The sequence below is a fragment of the Actinacidiphila sp. DG2A-62 genome, assembly GCF_035825295.1.
Taxonomy (GTDB): domain Bacteria; phylum Actinomycetota; class Actinomycetes; order Streptomycetales; family Streptomycetaceae; genus Actinacidiphila.
This window is the reverse complement of the sequence record NZ_JAYMGI010000002.1, coordinates 2,756,083-2,776,379: the sequence shown is the minus strand read 5'-3', so window position 1 is coordinate 2,776,379 and position 20,297 is coordinate 2,756,083. Positions and strand designations below refer to the sequence as shown.

Genomic DNA, 20,297 nt, shown 5'->3' with positions numbered 1-20,297 from the left:
GCGGGCGGCGCCGGCGGTACCGGAGGCGCGGGCGGCGGTGCGGGCAGCGCCAGATCGTGGCCGCAGCCGCCGCAGAAGCGGTCGTCGGCGTCCCGGGGGTCGCCGCAGACCGGGCAGGACGGCGGCGGGGGCGTCGGCGTGGCGGGCGCGCGGCCCGCCGAAGGGGCCGACTCGGGGAGTGGAGGCATGTGTTACACCCAGGTCCTGGGGCGGAAGCGGTTGGCGCGCTCCACCAGTTCGATCCTCGTACCGCCCTGCTGGGCCAGCCGGGCCAGCACCCGGTACGAGCGTTCCAGGCCGAACCGCAGCCCTCGCTCGGTGAGTTCGGCGCCCAGCAGCGACCGGCCGCCGTCCGACGACGGTACGTCCGCGGCGCCCGCCGCCGCCTCCCCGACACGGCCGGACAGCTCCCAGTCCAGCGCGCTGCCCAGCACCTCGGTGGCCAACTGCTCGCGCCGGTGGGAGTCGAGGCCCTGCCGCTGGAGGTCCTCGACCTGGCGTCCGGCGGCGTGCAGGTCGCCGAGCAGGGCCGGGTCCTGCGGCGAGCGGTCGCGCAGCCGGGCCCTGACCGCCGCGACCCGGGCCGCGGTGTAGTGGATCGAGGACTCGGGCACCGACTCCAGCGCCCGTACCGCGCCCGGCCGGTCGCCCGACCGCAGCAGCACCCGGGCCAGGCCGAACGCCGCGCTGACGTAGCTCTGGTCGGTGGTCCACACCAGCCGGTAGTACTCCGCGGCGTTGTCCAGCTGGCCGAGCTCCTCGGCGCACACCGCGAGGCCCAGCTTCGGCGCCGGCTCGCCGGGGAAGGCGTCGTAGACCGCGTCGAAGCTCAGCGCGGCGGTGGCCTGGTCGCCCGCGCACAGCGCGGCCAGGCCGCGGTGCCAGATCACCCGCCAGTCCGCGGTGGCCTCGCCGTCGGCCTCCAGCGCGGCCAGCTCCGCCGCCGCGTCGGCGGTCTGCCCCAGCTCCAGGCGGGCGCGCACGGTCCGCAGCCGCTTCTCCACCGAGTCCTGCGGCGCGGACTGGAGCGCGGCCAGCAGCTCGGCGGGCGCGGCGGCCGAAAGGCCCGCGAGGAAACCGGCGTTGGGGTCGGCGGGGTCGACGTGCGGCACCGGCAGCGCGAGCACCGCGGCGGCCGGGTCCAGGTGCGCGACCGCCGGGACGGACGGCCCCGCGCCGGCGGCGTACGGCCCGCCCCGCGCGGGGAGCGCCGGCGCCGTCCTGCCGCGCCGCGCCGCCTTCTCCAGCCCGCGGTCCGCGCCGAGCGCCGAGGTGTCGCCGGTGACCGGCGGCACCAACTCGGTGTCGACCACCCGCAGTTCGGGGCCGAACAGGGTGGACAGCGCGGGCCGCGGGCGGCCCGTCTCCAGTGCGACGACCTCCCGCAGCACACCCATCAGTTGGTCCGACATCTCCTCCGCGGAGGCGAACCGCTTGCCCGGGTCGGGGTCGGTGGCCCGCACCAGCAGCCGGTAGAAGGACTCGTAGCGGGTGAAGACGTCGATGTTGGCCGGGTCGGGCAGGCTGTCGGCGAAGACGTTGGTGTAGCCCTGGAAGTCGAAGGTCAGCACGGCCAGTGTGCGGGCCACCGTGTAGAGGTCGGAGGCCACCGACGGGCCCACCTCGGCGACCTCGGGCGCCTGGTAGCCGACCGTGCCGTAGATCGCCGACTCGTTGTCGTCCATCCGGCGCACCGCGCCCATGTCGATCAGTTCGAGCCGGTCCTCGGTCTGGATGGCGTTGTCCACCTTGAAGTCGCAGTACAGCAGGTTGCGGCTGTGCAGGTGGCCGAGCGCGTCGAGGGCCTCTATGGCGTAGGCGATGGCCTGCGCGACCGGCAGCGGCTCGCGCCGGCCGTCGGGGGTGCGCCGCTCGTTGGCGATCTCCTTCAGCGACTTGCCGCCGACGTAGGCCATCACGATGTAGCCGTCGAGGGTGCCGGTGCGCTGGTCGAGGTGCTCGACGAAGTTGTAGATGCGGACGATGTTGGGGTGCTCGATCTCGGCGAGGAAGCGCCGCTCGGAGACGGCCGCGGCCAGCGCGTCCTCGTCGCCGGTGTCCAGCAGGCCCTTGAGCACCACCCAGCGGTCGGACACCGCCCGGTCCACCGCCAGGTAGATCCAGCCGAGGCCGCCGTGCGCCAGGCAGCCCACCACCTCGTACTGCCCGTGCACGATGTCCCCGGCGCGCAGCTTGGGCGTGAAGGAGTACGGGTGGCCGCACTTGGTGCAGTAGCCCTCGGTGCGGCCCGGACGGTCGCCGCGGCTGCGGCCCACCGGCGCGCCGCAGTCGCTCTTGCTGCAGTAGCGCTTGCGCTCGGGCACCTCGGGGTCGGCGAGCACCGCCGCGGCCGGGTCGGGCCGCGGGATCGCCGGTACGGACACCAGGCCCGCGCCCAGCTTGCCGCGGGTCGGGCCGCTGGTCCCGGTGCGGCCGCTGCGCACCGACACCGAGGGGCCGGTCCCGGCGCCGGTCAGCGAGGCCGGCAGCCGGCCGGAGACCGAGCGGCGCGAGGCCTGCGAGGAGGAGCGGGACGAGCGCGAGGAGCTCGCGGACGACGAGCGGCCCGACTCGGCGCCGGGGCGCGGCGAGGGCACCGCGGGCGGCGCGGGCGGCGCGCCGGGCGCCGGGGCCCGGCCGGGGGCCGCCGACCCGCCGGACGCTGCCGCCGGCCCGGACCCGCCGGGCCCCCCGGACCCGCCGGGCGCGGCCTGGGCGGGCGCCGCGGCCGGCAGCGGGGCGAGGCCGCAGGTGTCGCAGTACAGCCCGCCGTCGCCCATGTCCTCCAAGGTCCCGTCGCAGCCGGGCCGTTGGCACTTGCTCACGATCTCCCCCTCACACCTTCCGCTGCGGTGCCGGATGTCCCTGTCCTGACCCCCATGGCGGTGGAGATCCCCCGTCTGCGGTCACGCACGGACCGCCCCTCACGGTTCCCCGCGGTCCGCGGGCGTGCGCGGCGTCCCGATCTCGGCGACCGCCTGCTGGTAGCGCCGCACCGTGCGCTCGGCCGCGGCCAGGTCGCACGGCGCGCTCCACAGCAGCCGGCGCGCCTGGTCGTAGCGCTCGATCAGCACCGGGTCCTCGGCCATCCCCAGCCGGGCGACCTTGGCGCGGTAGGCGTCGAGCCGGCCGCGCAGCTCGGCGCGGACCGCGAGCGGCGCGGTCACCGCGGTCAACGAGTCGCGGGCGCGCAGCAGTTCCTCGTCCGCCTGCTCCTCCAGGCCGTCCAGCAGCGGGGAGAGCCGGTGCCACTGCGCGGACCTGGCGAACTCCTCGGCGGCGGCCAGCTGTTCGTGCAGCGCCGAGGACGGGCCGCTGACCGCGGGCACGTCGGAGGCGAGGATCTTGGAGAGCACCTCGACGCGGGCGGCGCGCGCCTCGGCCAGGGTGCGGTCGGCCCGCGACAGCACGTCGCGCAGCCGGCCGAGCCGGTGTTCGGCGTCGTCGCGCACGTGCAGCACGGCCTCGACCTCGCGGCGGATGTCCTCAAGGCGGCGGCCGGCGGCCTCGTAGCGCGAGGTGTCCGGGCGGCCGGGCGCGGGCTCGGCGCGCCAGAAGGCCAGCGGGTCGGAGACGGCCTGGGCGCGCAGCGCGGTCAGCTCGGCGAGCAGGTCCTCCAGGTCGTCGCCGCTGGGATGGGCGCCGGGCCGCACCCCGACCGAGTGGGCGAGCGAGCGGACCCGCTGGGTCTCGGCGGCCAGCAGGTCGATCCGGGCCGGCAGCGCGGACCACACCGAGTCCGCGGCGGCCACCGTCTCCATGGCGCTGTCGTACCAGGCGTTCATCCGGCGCAGCACCTCGGCCAGGCTCAGCCGCTCGGTCAGCCGGGCCGGGCCGGTCAGCGAGCGGGCCGCGTCGGGCACCGCGGCGCCGGTGACGGTCACGCCGTCGCCGCGCAACAGCTCGGTGAGCCGGGCCAGTTCGGTCTGGGTGGGCCAGCGTCTGCGGGCCCGCAGCTCGCGCGCGGTGTTCAGGGCGTCGGTGTACGCCTCGAAGTGCGTCCACAGCGCGGAGACCGCCGCGTCGGTGGTCTGCCAGCGCTCCTTGGTGACGCCGGTCAGCTCCGCGCCCTCCAGCAGCCGGCGGCCGGAATGGTCCTGCAGGGCGAGCAGGGACGACTCGATCGCCTCGTGCTCGGTGCCGAGCCGCGCCAGCGCCCGGTCCACGTCCTCGCGGCTCATCACCGGTCCAGATGGTCCCGCGGACGCCATCTCCCCTACTTTCGCCGTCACTTGGCCGTCACCGCCTGGCCCTCCCCGCCGGCGCCGGTCCTCACTTGTACGCCGGTTGCGGCGGTCCGTCGACACCCGGCAGGTCGGCGGCCAGCCAGTGCCGGTAGGACCGCGTCCAGGCACTGTCCGCCCCGCCCGAACGGTACGCCTCCAGAACCTGGTTGACCCTGCGTACCAGATCATCGTCGCCCAGGTTCATGGCCACACCGTACGGCTCCTCGGTGACCGGCTTCCCGACCAGGTGCACGGTCGGGTCCTGGGCGGCCTGTCCGGCGGCCAGCGCGTTGTCGGTGAAGACCGCGTCGGCCAGCCCGAGTTGCAGCCTGACCAGGCAGTCCAGCTGGTTGTCCACCAGCAGTATGCGGGCGCCGTGCGGGTGGGCGCGCAGCTCGCTCTCGCCGGTGGACCCGCCGGCGGTGCACACCGTGCGGCCCCGCAGCGAGTCGTCGAAGCCGGTGACGGGCGAGCCGACGGGCGCCAGGATCTGCTGCCCGGCCTCGAAGTAGGCGGTGGAGAAGGCGACCTGTCGCGTCCGCGCGCAGTTGACGGTCATGGTGCGCACCACCATGTCGACCTCGTGCCGCCGGATCATCGTGACGCGCTGGGCGGTCGGCACGGTCAGGTACTGCACCGCGTTCTCGTCGCCCAGGACGTCCTTCGCCACCGCCTTGACGATGTCGATGTCGAAGCCGGCGATCCGGCCGCTCGCCGGGTCGCGGAAGCCCCACAGGTAGCTGTTCTGGTCCACGCCGACGATCAGCCGGCCGCGGTCCCTGATCCGTCGCACGGCCGCGCCGTCGGTGCTGCCCGAGGACGGCGACAGGCTCGCGGCGCAGTTCGACGCGCCGTCGGCGGCGGAGGCCGGGGACGCGGCGAACGCGGCGGACACGGAGCCGGACACCGACTCGGGCGCGGAGCCGGACACCGACTCGGACGCGGAGGTGGACACGGAGCCGGACGCCGGGTACGACGCGTCGAGTGCGCGGGCCGCGGTCGTTCCGGCGTCGGAGAACGCGCCGGGCACCGTGGCCGCCCGCGCGGCGCCGCGCACCGCGCCCGCACCGTGCCGGGCCGCCGGGGCGCAGTCCCCGAGCGGGGTGAGGGTGAGCGCGACGGCCGCCGCGCAGGCCGCGCCCATCGCCGCCACGCCGCCCCAGCCCCGCAGCGCCGCCGTCGTCCGCCGTGCCCTGGCGCCGGGCCGGCCGGGTCCGCCGCTCACCGGTACTCCGACAGCCGGCGGCCGATGCCGACCAGCGCGCCCGCCGCGGCGAGCACGGCCAGCAGGCCGGCGCCGAAGGGGAGCAGCGACAGCGCGTCGCGGCCGTCGCCGGCGGCCTTCTGGAACTCGCGCGTCTCTTGGCCGATGGCCTGCTGGAGGCTCGCATCGACCGCGTCGAAGCACTGCCCGGTGGTCTGGGTGACCTCCTGGCCCGCGCTGTTCCGGCCGCCGATGACGTCGGCGACCGCCGTCGTGTAGTCGCCGCCGTCGTCGCTCCTGCGGGCGGCGGTGTGCCGGCCGCGCCAGGTCCGCACGCCGTCGATGGCGGCGTTCACCGGGTCCTTGCCGGCCCGCGCGTCGGCGAGGGAGAGCGCCTGGGCGAGTTCGCCGCCGACGCCGGCCGGGTCCTTGCCGGCCAGGGTGGCCATGCCGGAGTCGAAGCTGGCGTCGTACGCCTCGCCCGAACCGCGCGCGACCAGGGTCAGATTCTCGTCGCCGCGGGCCTGGAGCACCGAGATCCGGGCGCTGTTGAGCACCTGGAGGGACTTGGCGCCGTGCGCGTAGGAGTCGTCCAGGTGGGTGCGGGCCAGGGTGTGCCCGACCAGCAGCCAGACCAGCACCACCGCGCAGGCGCCGCTGGCGGCGAGCATGCCGCGGTTGAACACCCGGTTGGTGCGCCGGAAGTGGCGGCGCTGGGCCCACACCAGGGCGGCCAGGGCGAGCGCGCCGAGCACCCACGCGGTCCACGGCAGCGCCTCGGCGTGGCCGTAGTCGCGGCCCAGGCGCGCGGTCTCGGCCCGGTAGAGCTTGTCGGCGGCGTCCAGCAGGCCGCCCTTCTTGCGCATCTGGTCGTTGGCGTACCGCAGGTAGGCGCCGCCCAGCGGCAGCCCCTGCCGGTTGTCGGCCTGCGCGGTGGCCACCAGCCGGGTGTAGTACGGCAGTTGCTCGTTGAGCGCGGTGATCTGGGTGCGTGCCTCGGCGGAGTCCCCGCTGTTCGCGGCGGCCTCGGTGATGAGCGAGGCGGCGTGCGCGATGTCGTCGTCGTAGCGCTTGGAGACCGCGGCGGGCTGCTGGCCGCCGACCAGGAAGCCGCCGGTCACGGTGGCGTCGGCGTCGGCCAGCGAGCGGTAGATCTCGGCGGCCTTCGCGCTGAGCGGCGCGCTGCGGTGGATCACATGGCCGGCCGCGGCTTGACGGTCGGTGATCTGCCAGGCGGTGACCGCGCCGAACGCGACGACGAGCACGGCCAGCACGGCGCCGATGACGCGCAGCCGGCCCGGTTCCGTGGTGGCCGCGGCGCGCAGCCGCGCCACCGACCCGGCCCAGTCGGTCCGCCGCCGCAGCGGCGCCGGGGAGCCGGCGGACACGGCGGTCGCGCCCGGTGCGCCGGATTCCCCCGCTCCGGCCGCGCCCGCGGTGCCGGCGCCCGGTCCCGCCGCCCGTGTCGGTGTCTGCGTCACGCACCCTCCCCCTGCGAATACCGCTGTGGACCAGCAGTATGGCTGTCGCCGGGCATGCTGCTCCAGCGTGCCCGGGATCATCCTCCCCGGGCCCCCGACAGCCCACACGCCGCCCGGGACCCCGCCGGTTCCGCCCGATCGGCACCGGATCGTCACCGGCCCGGCCGGCGCCGCCGCTCAGGCGCCGTAGTGGGCGCGCAGCCGCGCGTGCGCCCGCGCCGGGGCGGACGTGCGGTCCAGGCCCAGCAGCGCCGCGCCCAGCACCGGGGGAGCGGTCACCACGTGCGGACGGGCCCTGGGCGCGCGGGCGGCCAGCCGCCGGGTGAGCGCGTCCATCAGGTACGGGTGCCGCGCGGCCAGCACCCCGCCGCCCAGCACCACGTCGGCCTCCTCGTCCAGCAGGCCGAGCCGCCCGAGCGCGACCGCGGCCAGCAGCACGATCTCCTCCGCCTGGCGGTCCAGCACCCGCCGCGCCACCGGGTCGCCCGCGTCGCAGGTGGCGAAGAGCACCGGTGTCAGCTCGTGCCGTGCGGCGGGCGGGATGCGCTCCAGGTGCAGCGCCTCGATCAGCGCGTACATCGAGTCCAGGCCGAAGTGCGCCGGCAGCGTACGGGCCAGCTCCGTCGGCTCCCCGCGGCCGTCCTCGGCGCGGGCGGCGTACCACAGCGCCTCCTCGGCCAGGCCCGCCCCGCCGCCCCAGTCGCCGGAGAGCCGGCCGAGCGCCGGGAAGCGCGCGGTGCGCCCGTCGGGCAGCATCCCCACGCAGTTGATGCCGGCCCCGCAGACCACCGCGACGCCGCGCGGGGCGTCCACGCCGGCCCGCAGGATCGCGAAGGTGTCGTTGGCGATCGTGGTCCGCCGCGACCAGCCCAGCGCGTGCAGCGCTTCGCCCAGCCTCTGCTCCTCCACCGGCAGGTCGGCGTTGGCCAGGCACGCCGAGGTGTGCGCGGTCAGCGGCCGGCCGCCGGGCCCCTCGACCTTCAGCCCGGCGTCGGCCGCCGCCCGCTCCACGATCTCCGCGACCGTGCCGACCGCCGCCGCGACGCCGACCACCGGCGGCTGGAAGCCGCCGCCGCGGGCGGCGCCGAGCACCGTCCCGTCGGCGGCGACCAGCGCCACGTCGGTCTTGCTGTTGCCCGCGTCCACGGCGAGGACGCCGCCGGCCACCAGCGGCTGCGCGCCCCCGGTCGGCGGCGGGCCCTCGGGGAAGGTCAGGCCCACGCCAGGTGCTCCCGGTTGTGCGCGATCAGACGGTCGGTCAGGCCCTCGGCGTACTCGTACTGCCCGATCAGCGGGTGGGCGAGCAGTGCGGTGAACACCCGGTCCCGGCCGCCGCGCAGCGCCGCCTCCAGGGCCAGCTCCTCGTACGCGGTCACGTTCGCCACCAGCCCCGCGTACAGCGGCTCCAGCGGCGCGACCGGCAGCGGCGCCACACCGGTGGAGTCCACCGTGGCGGGCACCTCGATCACCGCGTCGTCCGGCAGGAAGGGCAGCGTGCCGTTGTTGTGGGCGTTGACCACCTGCACGTCGCCGCCGAGGCCCGCGGATGCCGGGCGCAGCAGCGAGGCGGCCAGCGCCACGGCCGCCTCCGAGTAGTAGGCGCCGCCGCGCTTGGACAGCAGTTCCGGCTTCTCCTCCAGCGCCGGGTCGCCGTACATCTCCAGCAGCTGCTTCTCCATCGCGGCCACCTCGGCGGCCCGCGACGGCTTGCTGCCCAGCTCGCGCACCACCTCGTCGTGCGCGTAGAAGTAGCGCAGGTAGTAGGAGGGCACCACGCCGAGCCGGTCCACGATCCGCCGCGGCAGGTGCAGGTCGTCGGCGAGGGAGTCGCCGTGCTCGGCCAGCAGCCGCGGCAGCACGTCCTCGCCGTCCGGGCCGCCGAGCCGCACCGCGCGCTCCCAGGTCAGGTGGTTCAGGCCCACGTGGTCCAGGTGCAGGTCCTCGGGCGCCACGTCCAGCAGCGCGGCGAACTTGCGCTGGAAGCCGATCGCCACGTTGCACAGGCCGACCGCGCGGTGCCCGGCCTGCAGCAGCGCCCGGGTGACGATGCCGACCGGGTTGGTGAAGTCGATGATCCACGCGTCGGGCGCGGTCCTGCGCACCCGCTCGGCGATGTCGAGCACGACGGGCACGGTGCGCAGCGCCTTGGCCAGGCCGCCGGCGCCGGTGGTCTCCTGGCCGACGCAACCGCACTCCAGCGGCCACGTCTCGTCCTGGTTGCGGGCCGTCTGGCCGCCGACCCGCAGCTGCAGCAGCACCGCGTCCGCGCCCTCGACGCCCGCCTCCAGGTCGGAGGTGGTGGTCACGACCGCGGGGTGGCCCTGCTTGGCGAAGATCCGCCGGGCCAGCCCGCCGACCAGCTCCAGCCGGTCCGCGGCCGGGTCGACCAGCGCGAGCTCCGACACCGGCAGGGTGTCGCGCAACCGCGCGAACCCGTCGACCAGTTCGGGGGTGTACGTGGAACCGCCGCCCACGACTGCCAGTTTCATCCCTTGACTCCCGTCAGGGTCACGCCTTCGATGAAGGCCTTTTGCGCGAAGAAGAAGACCACGATCACCGGGGCCATCACGAGAACGGTCGCGGCCATGGTCAGATTCCAGTTGGTGTGGTGGGCGCCCTTGAACGACTCCAGGCCGTAGCTGAGCGTCCAGGCCGCCGGGTTGGAGCTGGCGTAGATCTGCGGCCCGAAGTAGTCGTTCCAGCAGGAGAAGAACTGGAACAGCGCGACCGCCGCGATGGCCGGCCTGATCATCGGCACGATCACGGTGAGCAGGGTGCGCAGCTCGCCGCAGCCGTCGACGCGGGCGGCCTCGGTGTACTCCCTGGGCACGGTCAGCAGGAACTGACGCAGCAGGAAGATGGTGAAGGCGTCGCCGAAGGCCATCGGGACGACCAGCGGCCACAGCGTGCCGTCCATCCCCATCTGCTTGGTCCAGAACAGGTACATCGGGATGATCACCACCTGCGGCGGCAGCATCATCGTCGAGATCACCAGCACCATGACCAGGTTGCGGCCGCGGAATCGGAACGTGGCCAGCGCGTACGCCACCGGCAGCGACGAGACGACCGTCAGCACCGTCCCGCCGACCGCGTACAGCACGGTGTTGCGCCACCAGGTCAGGAAACCCGGGGTGTGCCACACGGTGCTGAAGTTCGACCACTGGAACGGGTGCGGCCACAGGTCGCGGGTCAGCGCCTGGTTGTCGCTCATCAGCGCGGTCAGCAGCACGAACACGAAGGGCAGGACGAAGAACGCGGCGGCGGCGACGGCGAGCGCGTGCACGCCGATCCAGTGCAGTGCGCGGCGGCGGCGCAGCGCGCGCCGGGCGCGCGGGTCGGCGGCGGAGCCGGGTCCGGCCGCGGCGGCGTCACGGGTGAGGGTGGCCTGGGTCATGGCGATCAGTCCTCTGCCGACAGGAAGCCGCTGCGGCGGCGCATGAGCAGCGCGGTGAACGCCATGGACAGGGCGAAGAGCACCAGCGCGATGACGCACGCGGCGCCGTAGTCGAAGTGCTGGAAGCCTTCGCTGTAGACCAGCTGGGGCAGCGTCAGCGTCGACTTGTCGGGGTAGCCGGGCTCGAACTGCTGCCCGGAGTTGCCGATCACGCCGCTGGCGACCTTCCCGGCGACCATGGGCTGCGTGTAGTACTGCATGGTCTGGATGACCCCGGTGACCACCGCGAACATCACGATCGGCGAGATGGTCGGCAGCGTCACGAAGCGGAACCGCTGCCACGCGCCGGCGCCGTCCAGCTCGGCCGCCTCGTACTGCTCCCTGGGCACGTCGAGCAGCGCGGCCATGAAGATCACCATCAGGTCGCCGATGCCCCACAGCGCCAGCACGGTCAGCGCCGGCTTGGCCCAGTGCGGGTCGGTGAACCAGCCGGGGGTCGGCAGCCCGATCCCGCCGAGCAGGTGGTCGACCGGCCCGGTGCCGGGGTTGAGCAGGAAGACGAAGGCCATGGTGGCGGCCACCGGCGGGGCCAGGTACGGCAGGTAGAAGGCGGTCCTGAAGAAGCCCGCGCCGGTCTTGACCTTCGTGATCAGCAGCCCGATGCCGAGTCCGAAGACCACCCGCAGCGTGACCGTCACCACGACCAGCCACAGCGTGTTGCGCAGCGCGGGCCAGAAGAAGGGGTAGTCGGTGAAGACGTAGGTCCAGTTCTTCCCGCCCGTCCACGTCGGCGCGTTGATGCCGTTGTAGTGCATGAACGAGAAGTAGACGGTGGAGACCAGCGGGTAGCCGAAGAAGACGCAGAACCCGACGATCCACGGCGACAGGAACGCCAGGGTGCGCAGGGCGCTCCGGCGCCGCTTGGCGCGCAGCAGGGGGTGGACGGCGGCGCTCATCAGCGGGCCTGCGCGATGTCCTTGTCGACCTGCGCGTCGACGCCCCGCAAGCCGGCCTGGAGGTTCTTGGACCTGCCGGACTCGTAGGCGTAGCCGAAGTCCTGCAGCGTCAACTGGTAGGCGCCGCCGTTGACGCTGGGCGGGGTGGTGGTGCTGTGCGGGTTCTGCGCGATGGCGATGAAGGTGCGAAATCCCGGGTCCTGGTCCAGCTTCGGCGACCTGAGCGCGGCCAGCGTGGAGGGGACGTTGTGGATGGCGTCGGCGAAGGACACCACCGCGTCGGTGTCGGTGGTCATGAACTTCACCAGCTGCCAGGCGGCGTTCTTCTTCGCGCTGGTCGACGCGATGCCGATGATCGTGCCGGACAGATAGCCCTTGCCGTACGTGGCGGCCTGGTCGTCGGGCACCGGGAAGGGCGCCACACCCAGGTCCTCCATCCCGGCGTCCCGGGCCATGCCGAGGCGCCACTCGCCGTCGATGCCCATCGCGACCTGCCCGGTCTGCAGCGGGTTCTTGGCGCCGAACTCGTCCCCGAAGGTGGTGCGGTACCGCTCCAGCTTCGCGAAGCCGCCGAGCGCGGCCACCATGTCCTGCTGCCAGCGGAACATCGCGGCGAAGCCGGGGTCCTTGGCGACCTGGGACCTGCCGTCCGCGTCGAAGTACGTCACGCCCCACTGCGCGGCCAGGTGGGTGGTGGTCGACTCGTAGCCGTGGAAGTCCGGCATGAAGCCGAGCTGCGTGTACGTATCGCCCTTGGGCTTCGTCAGCGCGACCGCGTCGGCCTTGAACTCGCTGAGCGTCCTCGGCGGGTGCGTGATGCCGGCCGCGGCGAACGCCTTCTTGTTGTAGTAGAGGCCGTAGGCGTCGCCGAGCAGCGGCAGGGCGCAGCGCTTGCCCTGGTACTGGGTGTACTCCAGCATCGGCTTGGGGAACGTCGTCGCGGGGTCGATGCGGTCCCCGGCCAGGAACGGCGCGAGGTCGGCGAGGGCGCCGGAGGAGCAGAACTGGCCGACGTTGTCGGTGGTGAAGGAGGACACCACGTCCGGCGCCCGGCCGCCGCCGGCCCGCAGCGCCTGGTTGATCTTGTCGTCGGTGATGTTGCCCTGCACCTTGACGTGGATGGTGGGGTGCGCCTTCTCGAACCGGGCGACGTCGTCGTCGATCGCCTTCAGCTCGTTCGGCGCGGACCAGCCGTGCCAGAAGGTGATGGTGACGTCCTTGCCCGCGTCGTCGCTCGCCGAGCCGGTGCTCTGCCCGGTGCACGCGGCCGCGAGCAGGGTGATCGCGGCGGTCGCCGCGAGCGCGGCCGTCGCCTTCGTCAAACGGGACACTGCTCTTACCTCCGGGGGGTGCGTGGCGGGGTGCGCGAGGTGTGCGGGGTGCTCGTCGGGGGCGCGGGTCTCGGGTGCGTGAGGGTGTGCGGTGCCGACGGGACGGCGGGGGCCGTTCCGCTGCGGGTGGTCGGGTGGGTTCCGGTCCGCGGGCCGGGGTCGACGGACGGGGGTCGCGGGGGCTGGGGGCGTGTGTCTCGGGTCGTGTGTCTGGGGTCGTGTGTCTCGGGTCAGCGCGAGGTGTCGAACACCTCGTCGCGTGTGGTGGCGAGCGCGCTCTCCAGCGCGCCGGTCAGCACCGGGTGCGCGGCGACCTCGCCCATCACCAGCCGGGGCCGCGGCACGGCCAGTTCGGCCAGCTCGGACTGGATCAGCGCGCGCAGCGGCTCGCCGCCGGCCGCGGCCACGCCGCCCGCCAGCACGATCAGCTCGGGGTCGAGCAGCGCGACGACCGAGGCGAGGCCGATCGCGTGCCCGGTGGCGCAGCGGGCCAGCAGCTCGGCGTACGCCTCCCGGTCGGCGTCCCGGTCGGCGTCCCGGCCGGTGGTTTGGGCGCTGCCCTGGCCGGTGTCCTCGCCGGTGTCCTCGTCGGCGCTCGCCGCTGCCGCTGCCGCCGCGCGCAGCAGCGCCGCCGCCGCGTCCGGCTGGCTGCCGCGCGGGACCTCCAGGCCGAGTTCGCGGGCGGTGCGCACGACCGCGTTGCAGCCGGCCAGCTCCTGAAAGCCGCCGTTGTTGGCCTTGGTGACGTTGCGCACCAGCGGCGTGCCCGGCACCGGCAGGAAGCCGACCTCGCCCGCGCCGCCGGTCCAGCCCCGGTGCAGCCGGCCGCCGAGGACGATGGCCGCGCCCAGGCCCTCCTCGTTCCACAGCAGCACGAAGTCCTCGTGGCCGCGGGCCGCTCCGATCCGCCGCTCGGCGACGGCGGCGAGGTTGACGTCGTTGTCGTACTCCAGCGGCATCGGCAGCGCCGCGGCCAGCTCGTCCAGCAGCGTCGACCCGTGCCAGCCGGGCAGGTGGCTGGCGTAGCGCAGCCGCCCGGTGCTGGGGTCGAAGGCGCCCGGCGTGCCGATCACCACCCGGTGCAGGTCGGCGCGGTTCAGCCCGGCCGCCTTCACCGCGCCGTCCAGCGCCCGCACCACCTGCTCCACCGTGCTCCCGGTGCGGTGCTGCGGGGTGGGCAGCCGGAACTCGCCGACGGTGCGCCCGGTGATGTCGGCGACCGCCGCCCTGATCCGCTCGGCGGTGACGTCCAGCCCGGCGACGTGGGCGGCGGCCGGATTGACCGAGTACAGCTGGGCGTTCGGGCCGGGGCGACCCGCGGTGGTGCCGGTGGCCAGCACCAGCCCGGCCGCCTCCAGCCGGGCGAGCAGCTGCGAGGCGGTGGGCTTGGACAGCCCGGTCAGCTTGCCGATCCGGGTCCGGGAGAGCGTGCCGTGCTCCAGCAGGAGGTCGAGCGCGGCGCGGTCGTTCATGGCGCGCAGGACGCGCGGCGTACCAGGGGTGCCAGCCATGCGCGCCATCCTCCCTCAGTTCACTGTTAGGAAACTTTCCTATTGGCGAACGTCAAGGTAGGCCCGCTGTCGGCGGAGCGTCAAGGGGGCTCGGCGCCCTCCCGCCCAAGTCGTTACCTTCGGGCGGGGAGGGTGGAGCCGGGGAGCGCGGGAACGCGGGGAGGCCCGGGAGTTCGGGAGCGCGGGAGGCCGGGGAGGCCGGAGGCCGACCCGGGCGATGTGGGGGCGCGTCCCTCGCCGGCGTCGGCGTCCGCCGCGGACTGCCGGGGCACGTTGCCGCCCGAGCCGTTGCCGCCCGAGCCGTTGCCGGTGGACCCGTTGCCGCCCGGCGCGTCGCCGTCCGCGCTCTCGGCCGCCGCGTTCTCCGCGAACTCCGCCGTGCCCGGCGGCTCCACCGCCGCGGCCGTCGGCGCGCCGCTGACGATCGCGATCCCGGCCCTGTCGAAGGCCCGCTTGATCCGCCAGCGCAACTCTCGCGCGACCTCGGCGGCCTGCCCGGGCATCGTCTTGGCCCGGACCTGCACGACCACCGACTCCGCGGTCACCGAGGCCAGGCCGAGCACCTTCACCGGCTCCCACAGCCGCTCGTCCCAGGGGCTGGCCTCGGTCATCTCCTCGGCGGTGGCCGCGATCACCGACCGCGCGCGGTCCAGGTCCTGGTCCGCGCCGACCTGCACGTCCACGATCGCGGTCGCCCAGCCCTGGCTGAGGTTGCCGATCCGCTTGACCTCGCCGTTGCGCACGTACCAGATCTCGCCCTCGTCGCCGCGCAGCTTGGTCACCCGCAAACCGACCTCGACGACCGTGCCGGTGGCCACGCCCGCGTCGATCACGTCGCCGACGCCGTACTGGTCCTCAAGGATCATGAACACGCCGGACAGGAAGTCGGTGACCAGGTTGCGGGCGCCGAAGCCGATGGCCACGCCCGCCACGCCCGCGCTGGCCAGCAGCGGCGCGAGGTTGATCTTCAGCACCGACAGCACGGTCAGCGCCGCGGTGCCCAGGATCAGGAACGACGCCACGCTCCTGAGCACCGAGCCGATCGCCTCGCTGCGCTGCTTGCGCCGCTCGGCGTTGACCAGCAGGCCGCCCAGCGTGGTGCCGGCGGCGGCCTCCGCGCCCCGGTTCATCCGGTCGATGGTCCGGCTGATCGCGCGGCGCACCACCTGGCGCAGCACGACGGCGATCACCACGATGAGCAGGATGCGCAGGCCGGCCTGCAGCCATCCGGCCCAATTGTCGTCCACCCAGCTGCTGGCCTGGTGGGCCGTGCGCGGCAGGGCGAGCCGGACGGCGGGGGTCGTCCCGGTGGACACGTGCGAGAACCTCCGTGGAGCGGCGAGGGCACCAATCTAACCGCAGCGCCGACGCACTCCTGTTGCGCTCTCGTTGCCCGATCGAGGAGCGGAAAGCCTCCGCACAGGGGAGTAAAGGAGTATGAGTGCGATTCCGCAGCGAAGCGGTGTGGTCCAAAACACCCCCGGTCCGTTACCCGGGCATGGTGGCGCGGTGCACCGCCTTCCGGAGAGACTTGAGCCAGATCGTCCCGGCGCGAGCCACGCGCCGCCGGCGTTAAAGGAGGCATCCGTGCCGCATGTCCTGGTCCTGAACGCGTCGTACGAGCCGCTCGGCGTCGTACCGCTCCGCCGCGCGCTCGTCCTCGTGCTCAACAACAAGGCCGTGTGCCTCGAGGAATCCGGCGCCTACCTGCACAGCGAGACGCAGGCCCTGCCGGCGCCCAGCGTCGTCAAACTCACCAAATTCGTGCGTGTGCCCTTTCGCGGCACCGTGCCCCTGACCCGCCGGGCCCTGTTCGCCCGGGACGGCGGGAAGTGCGCGTACTGCGGGGCCGCCGCCACCAGCGTCGACCACGTCATCCCGCGCAGCCGCGGCGGACAGCACGCCTGGGACAACGTGGTGGCGGCCTGCAGGCGCTGCAACCACGTCAAGGCGGACCGGCACGTCGCCGAGCTGGGCTGGCGGCTGCGCCATCAACCCGCCCCGCCGTCGGGCCTGGCCTGGCGGATCATCGGGACCGGTCATAGGGACCCGCGCTGGCTGCCATACCTGCAGCCTTTCGGCGCGGACGACGCCTTGGCCCGGATCGACGGCATCTCAGCCTGAGATCCGGGCCTTCGTGTTTGTCGGTGGCGCCCCTGACCAGCGGATTCGCAAGCCGGGGGCACCGTCGTAGGCCGGTACGGCGCGCCCGGCCGCCGACCGGGTCCGGCACCGTGCCCGAACCCCCGCGGCGGCCCGAAGCCCGGGCCGCGCCTTGGCGGTCCCGGGGCGTCAGCCGGTGACGGCGTACGCGGCGATGGCGAAGAGGGAGTAGCCGTAGCGGGTGGCGCGGTGGACGCCCTGGACGCGCAGGTAGCGGGCGTCCTGCGGGGAGTCGAGCCAGACGGTCTCGTGGCCGCCGCTGCCGTCGGCGACCGTGGCGGCGGTGTGCCAGGTGACGCCGTCGGCGGAGGTCTGCAGCGTGTATCGGGAGGCGTAGGCGTCCTGCCAGTCCAGCTCGACGCGGCCGATCCGGGCCGGCGCGGGCAGCTGGACCTGGACCCAGGCGTCGTCGCGCGCGGGGGAGGACCAGCGGGTGGCCGGGTCGCCGTCGGCCACGGCGGAGGCGGGGAAGTCCGGCGTCTCGTCGCCCGAGGAGGTGGCCGCCGCGCCGCGGACCAGGTCCGGGCCGCCGGTGCGCGGATGCGTCGTGACGGTGATCCGCCGCTCCACGGTGCGGCCGGCCACGGTGAAGCGCACCGGCACGCCGTACCGGCCCGGCGCGGTCCCGGCCGGCACGGCCACCCGCAGCTCGACGCGCGCGGTGGCGCCCCGGGGGAGCGGCAGCGACGGGTGCGCCGCGGTCACCCGGATGCCGTCAGGGCCGGGCGCGGCGGGCGCCACGGCGACCGAGGCGTCGCGCGGCAGCCCGGAGACGACGGCCGCGGTCACCTCGGTCGGCGCGCCGCCCGCCTCCGCGTCCACCTCGGGCCGGTCCAGCGTCACCCGCGGCGGCTCGGCGAACCACGGCACGACCTCGCGGACCCCGGCGCCGTCGCTCAGCCGCACGGCGTCGGCGAGGACGCCGGCGGGCAGCTCGGTCCACCCCGAGCCGCCGGCGTCAGGACCGGAGCGCGGGGCCGATTCCGGGCCGGAGCCCGGGGCTGCTCCGGAGCCGGACGCCGATCCCGGGCCGGAGCCCGTACGTGAGGCCGTGCCCGTACGCGGATCAGTGGCCGTACGCGCATCCGTGCCCGCGCCCGACCCCGAGCCCCCGCCCGTACCGGACGCCGTACCGGACGCCGCACCCGACGCCGGCCCCGCCCCAGCGCCGCTCAGCGTGCCGATCGTGCGCCAGCCGCCGCCCGCGGTGTGGACCTCGACGGTGACCGGCTTCGCGGGTGCGCCCGAGCCGTGTGGGGCCGAGGCGGGGGCGCCGTCGCCGCCGGGTGAGCGGGGCGGGTCGGCGACGACGGTCACCGTGTCCAGCCGGCGCGCGCCGTCGAAGCGCACCGTCAGCGGGCCCGCGCCGGCCGCGGTGGACAGGTCGCCGTCGACCGCTGCGGAGGCGTGCGCGCCGCCGGTCGCGGTGGGCGTCCTGCTCCCGCTGACCGTGACCGCGAACTCCCGCACGGTCACCGCGCCGGGCTGCCCGCCGGTCGCCCGCAGCCGCACCTCGCGGGCCCTGGTCCCCTCCGGCAGCGTCGCGCTGATCACCGCCTGGTCGTGGTACTCGCCGATCTTCCGCCAGCCGGTGCCGTCGTCGCCCGCCACCTCCAGCACCGCGTCGTGCAGGAAGTCGTCGGAGCCGCTGCCGTCGCCCATCGCCACCCGCACCGCGCTGAGCGGGCGCTCGGCGCCGAGGTCCACGCCGAAGGAGTCGTCGGGCTGCGGCGGCGCGGCGCTCGACCACGCGGTGCCGTCCTTGCCGTCGACCATCGCGGCCGGGTCGGTGCCGTGGCCGGAGGCCATCGTGGTGGTCGCGGTGCGGCCGTCGGCGCGCAGGCCCAGCCAGGCGTCGCCGCTCGCCGCGGCCCGGGTCAGGAAGTCGTCCAGGGCGCCGTCGCCGACGGTGACCGTGTCCTGGGCCAGCGCCTCCCTGGCCGTGTCCAGCGACCTGCGGGCCCGCCACGCCGCCGCGCCGTCGCCCTCGGCCTGCGCGACCAGCATGTCCACGGCCTGCTCGCCCGCCGCGCCGTACTGCGCCAGCCGGGTGAGCCACGGCCCGGCCTCGTCGCCGAAGGTCCCGCCGGCCAGCGGGCCCAGCGCGCCGGGCGCGCCGCGCATCACCGTGAAGGCCGCGCGCAGCCGGGCCGCCGCGGCGCGCAGCGCGGGCAGGTCGGGCACGCCCTCGGGGCTCGCCGCGGCCCGCGCCCTCCAGAAGTCGTCGACCAGCGGGCGCAGGTCCGCCGAGTCGGACGCGCTGCCGGCCAGCGCCGAGGACCGCTCGTCGCCGGCCAGCGTGCGCAGCGCCTGCCGGGCGGCCGTGCCGGGGCCCGCGAGGTCGTCGATCGCGGCCTGCCAGGACGCCCGCGGGTCGTAGGCGTCGGGGTTCCAGGCGAAGTCGGCGGCGGTGAACAGCGGTACGCGCGAGGCCGCCGGCTGCTGCATCCCGGCGGCGACCACCCCGGCGGTCGCGGTCGCGACGGCCGGGTCGCGGCCGGTGTAGGGGCCGAGGAAGAGGCGGTCGGGGGCGAAGTCGTTGACCGGGTAGTTGTCCTCGGTGAGCACCGGGTGCCCCAGCGCCGCGGTCACCGCGGCCACCTGCCCGCCGGTGATGGTGCCGGGCAGCACGCCCACGCCCGTCCAGGCCACCGCGACCGACGGGTCGAGCGCGTCGGCGAGCGCGCTGCGGTACGGCGTCGCGCCGTCCTGGTAGAACTCGGTCGGCAGCAGCGAGAGCGGCGGAGCGGCGGCGCCGTACTTCGCCTTCAGGTGCGCGGCGACGGCGCCCGCGACCGCGGCCTGGGCGCGGGCCGCGGCGGCCGGGCCGTCGCCGAACCGCGCGGCGTCGGCGCCGCAGTGCCACTCGCTGTAGCCGACGTCCTGGAACTGGAGCTGGAACGCCCGCGCGCCCAGCGCCCACATCGCGTCCAGCTTGCGCTCCAGGGCGCGCCGGTCGGCGTCGGAGGAGAAGCACATGGACTGGCCGGGCGCGACCGCCCAGGCGACCGTGACGTGGTCCTGCGCGGCCCGCGCGGTCAGCGCGCGGAAGTCGGCGCGCTGGGCCGCCGGGTAGGGCTCCTTCCACTGCGCGCGGCGGTACGGGTCGTCGCCGGGCGCGTAGAGGTAGAGGTTCTGCTTGGTGCGGGCCATGAAGTCCAGCTGCGCCAGCCGCTGGGCCCGCGTCCACGGGACGCCGTAGAAGCTCTCGGCGGTGCCGCGGACCGGGGCGGCCGGCCAGTCCCGCACGGTGACGGCGCGGAAGCCCGTCACGTCCGGCTGGGCGGTGACGAGCTGACGCAGCGTCTGGGCGGCGTGGAAGAGGCCGTCGGGGCCGACGCCGTCCAGCGCGACCACCCGGTCGTCGACGGCGAGGCGGTAGCCGCCCGACGGCAGGCCGGCAGCGGCGGGCGCGCCCAGGTCGTGCAGCGGGTCCCGCGCCGCGCGGCCGGCGTACACGGTCAGCCCGCCGCCCAACGGCGGCACGGGCGGCGCCGCGGTCCGCACCACCTGGCGCGCGCCCGCGTCGCGCAGCGCCCGCTCGACCACGTCCACGGCGTACGGGTCGGCGTCCGGCCCCGCCACCAGCACCACCACGTCGGTGACGGCGGCGAACCTCCCCCGGGCGACCATGCTCTGCGGCCTCGGCCAGACCCCGGCGGCCCGCACCCGCACCGCACCGCGCGCGGCGCGGAGGTTCGCCGGGGCGGACGTCGCCGCGGCAGCGGGAACCGTCGGGGAGGTCACCTTCGCCCCGCCCGCGGGCGCGGCCCCGGACGCCGTCTGCGAAGCGGCCCCGGACGTCGCGTCGGACGCGGCCCCGGCCACGGCCTTCGGCACCGCCCCGGCCGCCGGATCGGCCACCGCCGAGACCTGCCCGAGCCAGCCACCCACCACGGTGGCCACCACCGCCACAGCGGAACTCCTGCGGAGCACACGTCCCTCCGGGGTCTGATGACACCGCCCGAACCGGGAGCCCATCACCCCCGCGCCCCACGTGTCAACGCCCGTTCCCCCATGGGTGGGGACGG

General features: G+C 75.3%; 13 protein-coding genes. 1 reads left to right on the top strand and 12 read right to left on the bottom strand.

Translation table 11 applies throughout. The features are described from left to right. Positions 1–191: 191 nt before the first annotated feature. From VSR01_RS12320 to VSR01_RS12270, 11 genes are all read right to left on the bottom strand, one after another. Positions 192–2,780: a serine/threonine-protein kinase gene (locus tag VSR01_RS12320; RefSeq protein ID WP_326453611.1), complete on the bottom strand. Its 2,589-nt coding sequence runs from the start codon at positions 2,778–2,780 to the stop codon at positions 192–194. Positions 2,781–2,924: 144 nt separating this feature from the next. Next, positions 2,925–4,211 (bottom strand): hypothetical protein, encoded by a 1,287-nt coding sequence (locus VSR01_RS12315; protein ID WP_326449293.1) that lies wholly within the window; start codon positions 4,209–4,211, stop codon positions 2,925–2,927. A 61-nt stretch (positions 4,212–4,272) separates the two neighbouring features. Next, entirely contained in the window at positions 4,273–5,451 is a 1,179-nt protein-coding gene (locus VSR01_RS12310; RefSeq protein ID WP_326449292.1) for a glutamate ABC transporter substrate-binding protein, read from the bottom strand. Continuing rightward, entirely contained in the window at positions 5,448–6,911 is a 1,464-nt protein-coding gene (locus VSR01_RS12305) for a hypothetical protein (RefSeq protein WP_326449291.1), read from the bottom strand. Before VSR01_RS12305 ends, VSR01_RS12310 begins: the two co-directional genes overlap by 4 nt. Positions 6,912–7,088: 177 nt before the next feature. Then, complete coding sequence (locus VSR01_RS12300) at positions 7,089–8,126, bottom strand: N-acetylglucosamine kinase (protein ID WP_326453610.1); 1,038 nt, start codon at positions 8,124–8,126, stop codon at positions 7,089–7,091. Beyond that, complete coding sequence (locus VSR01_RS12295; protein ID WP_326449290.1) at positions 8,123–9,400, bottom strand: 6-phospho-beta-glucosidase; 1,278 nt, start codon at positions 9,398–9,400, stop codon at positions 8,123–8,125. Before VSR01_RS12295 ends, VSR01_RS12300 begins: the two co-directional genes overlap by 4 nt. After that, entirely contained in the window at positions 9,397–10,305 is a 909-nt protein-coding gene (locus tag VSR01_RS12290) for a carbohydrate ABC transporter permease (protein WP_326449289.1), read from the bottom strand. Before VSR01_RS12290 ends, VSR01_RS12295 begins: the two co-directional genes overlap by 4 nt. 5 nt (positions 10,306–10,310) lie before the next feature. After that, complete coding sequence (locus VSR01_RS12285; protein WP_326449288.1) at positions 10,311–11,261, bottom strand: carbohydrate ABC transporter permease; 951 nt, start codon at positions 11,259–11,261, stop codon at positions 10,311–10,313. After that, positions 11,261–12,592 carry an ABC transporter substrate-binding protein gene (locus VSR01_RS12280; RefSeq protein ID WP_326449287.1) on the bottom strand — a complete coding sequence of 444 codons (1,332 nt, stop codon included), beginning with the start codon at positions 12,590–12,592 and terminating at the stop codon, positions 11,261–11,263. Before VSR01_RS12280 ends, VSR01_RS12285 begins: the two co-directional genes overlap by 1 nt. A gap of 230 nt (positions 12,593–12,822) precedes the next feature. Further along, positions 12,823–14,112: an ROK family transcriptional regulator gene (locus tag VSR01_RS12275; protein ID WP_326449286.1), complete on the bottom strand. Its 1,290-nt coding sequence runs from the start codon at positions 14,110–14,112 to the stop codon at positions 12,823–12,825. A 104-nt stretch (positions 14,113–14,216) separates the two neighbouring features. Continuing rightward, positions 14,217–15,419, bottom strand: coding sequence for a mechanosensitive ion channel family protein (locus VSR01_RS12270; RefSeq protein WP_326449285.1), 1,203 nt, complete (start codon positions 15,417–15,419; stop codon positions 14,217–14,219). A gap of 271 nt (positions 15,420–15,690) precedes the next feature. Here VSR01_RS12270 and VSR01_RS12265 point away from each other — a divergent pair, with 271 nt between their 5' ends. Continuing rightward, positions 15,691–16,227, top strand: a complete 537-nt coding sequence (locus tag VSR01_RS12265) for an HNH endonuclease (protein ID WP_093785391.1) — start codon at positions 15,691–15,693, stop codon at positions 16,225–16,227. 168 nt (positions 16,228–16,395) lie between these two features. Here the strand turns inward: VSR01_RS12265 and VSR01_RS12260 are convergent, their stop codons facing one another. Further along, positions 16,396–20,181, bottom strand: coding sequence for a beta-N-acetylglucosaminidase domain-containing protein (locus tag VSR01_RS12260; protein WP_326449284.1), 3,786 nt, complete (start codon positions 20,179–20,181; stop codon positions 16,396–16,398). Positions 20,182–20,297: the final 116 nt, after the last annotated feature.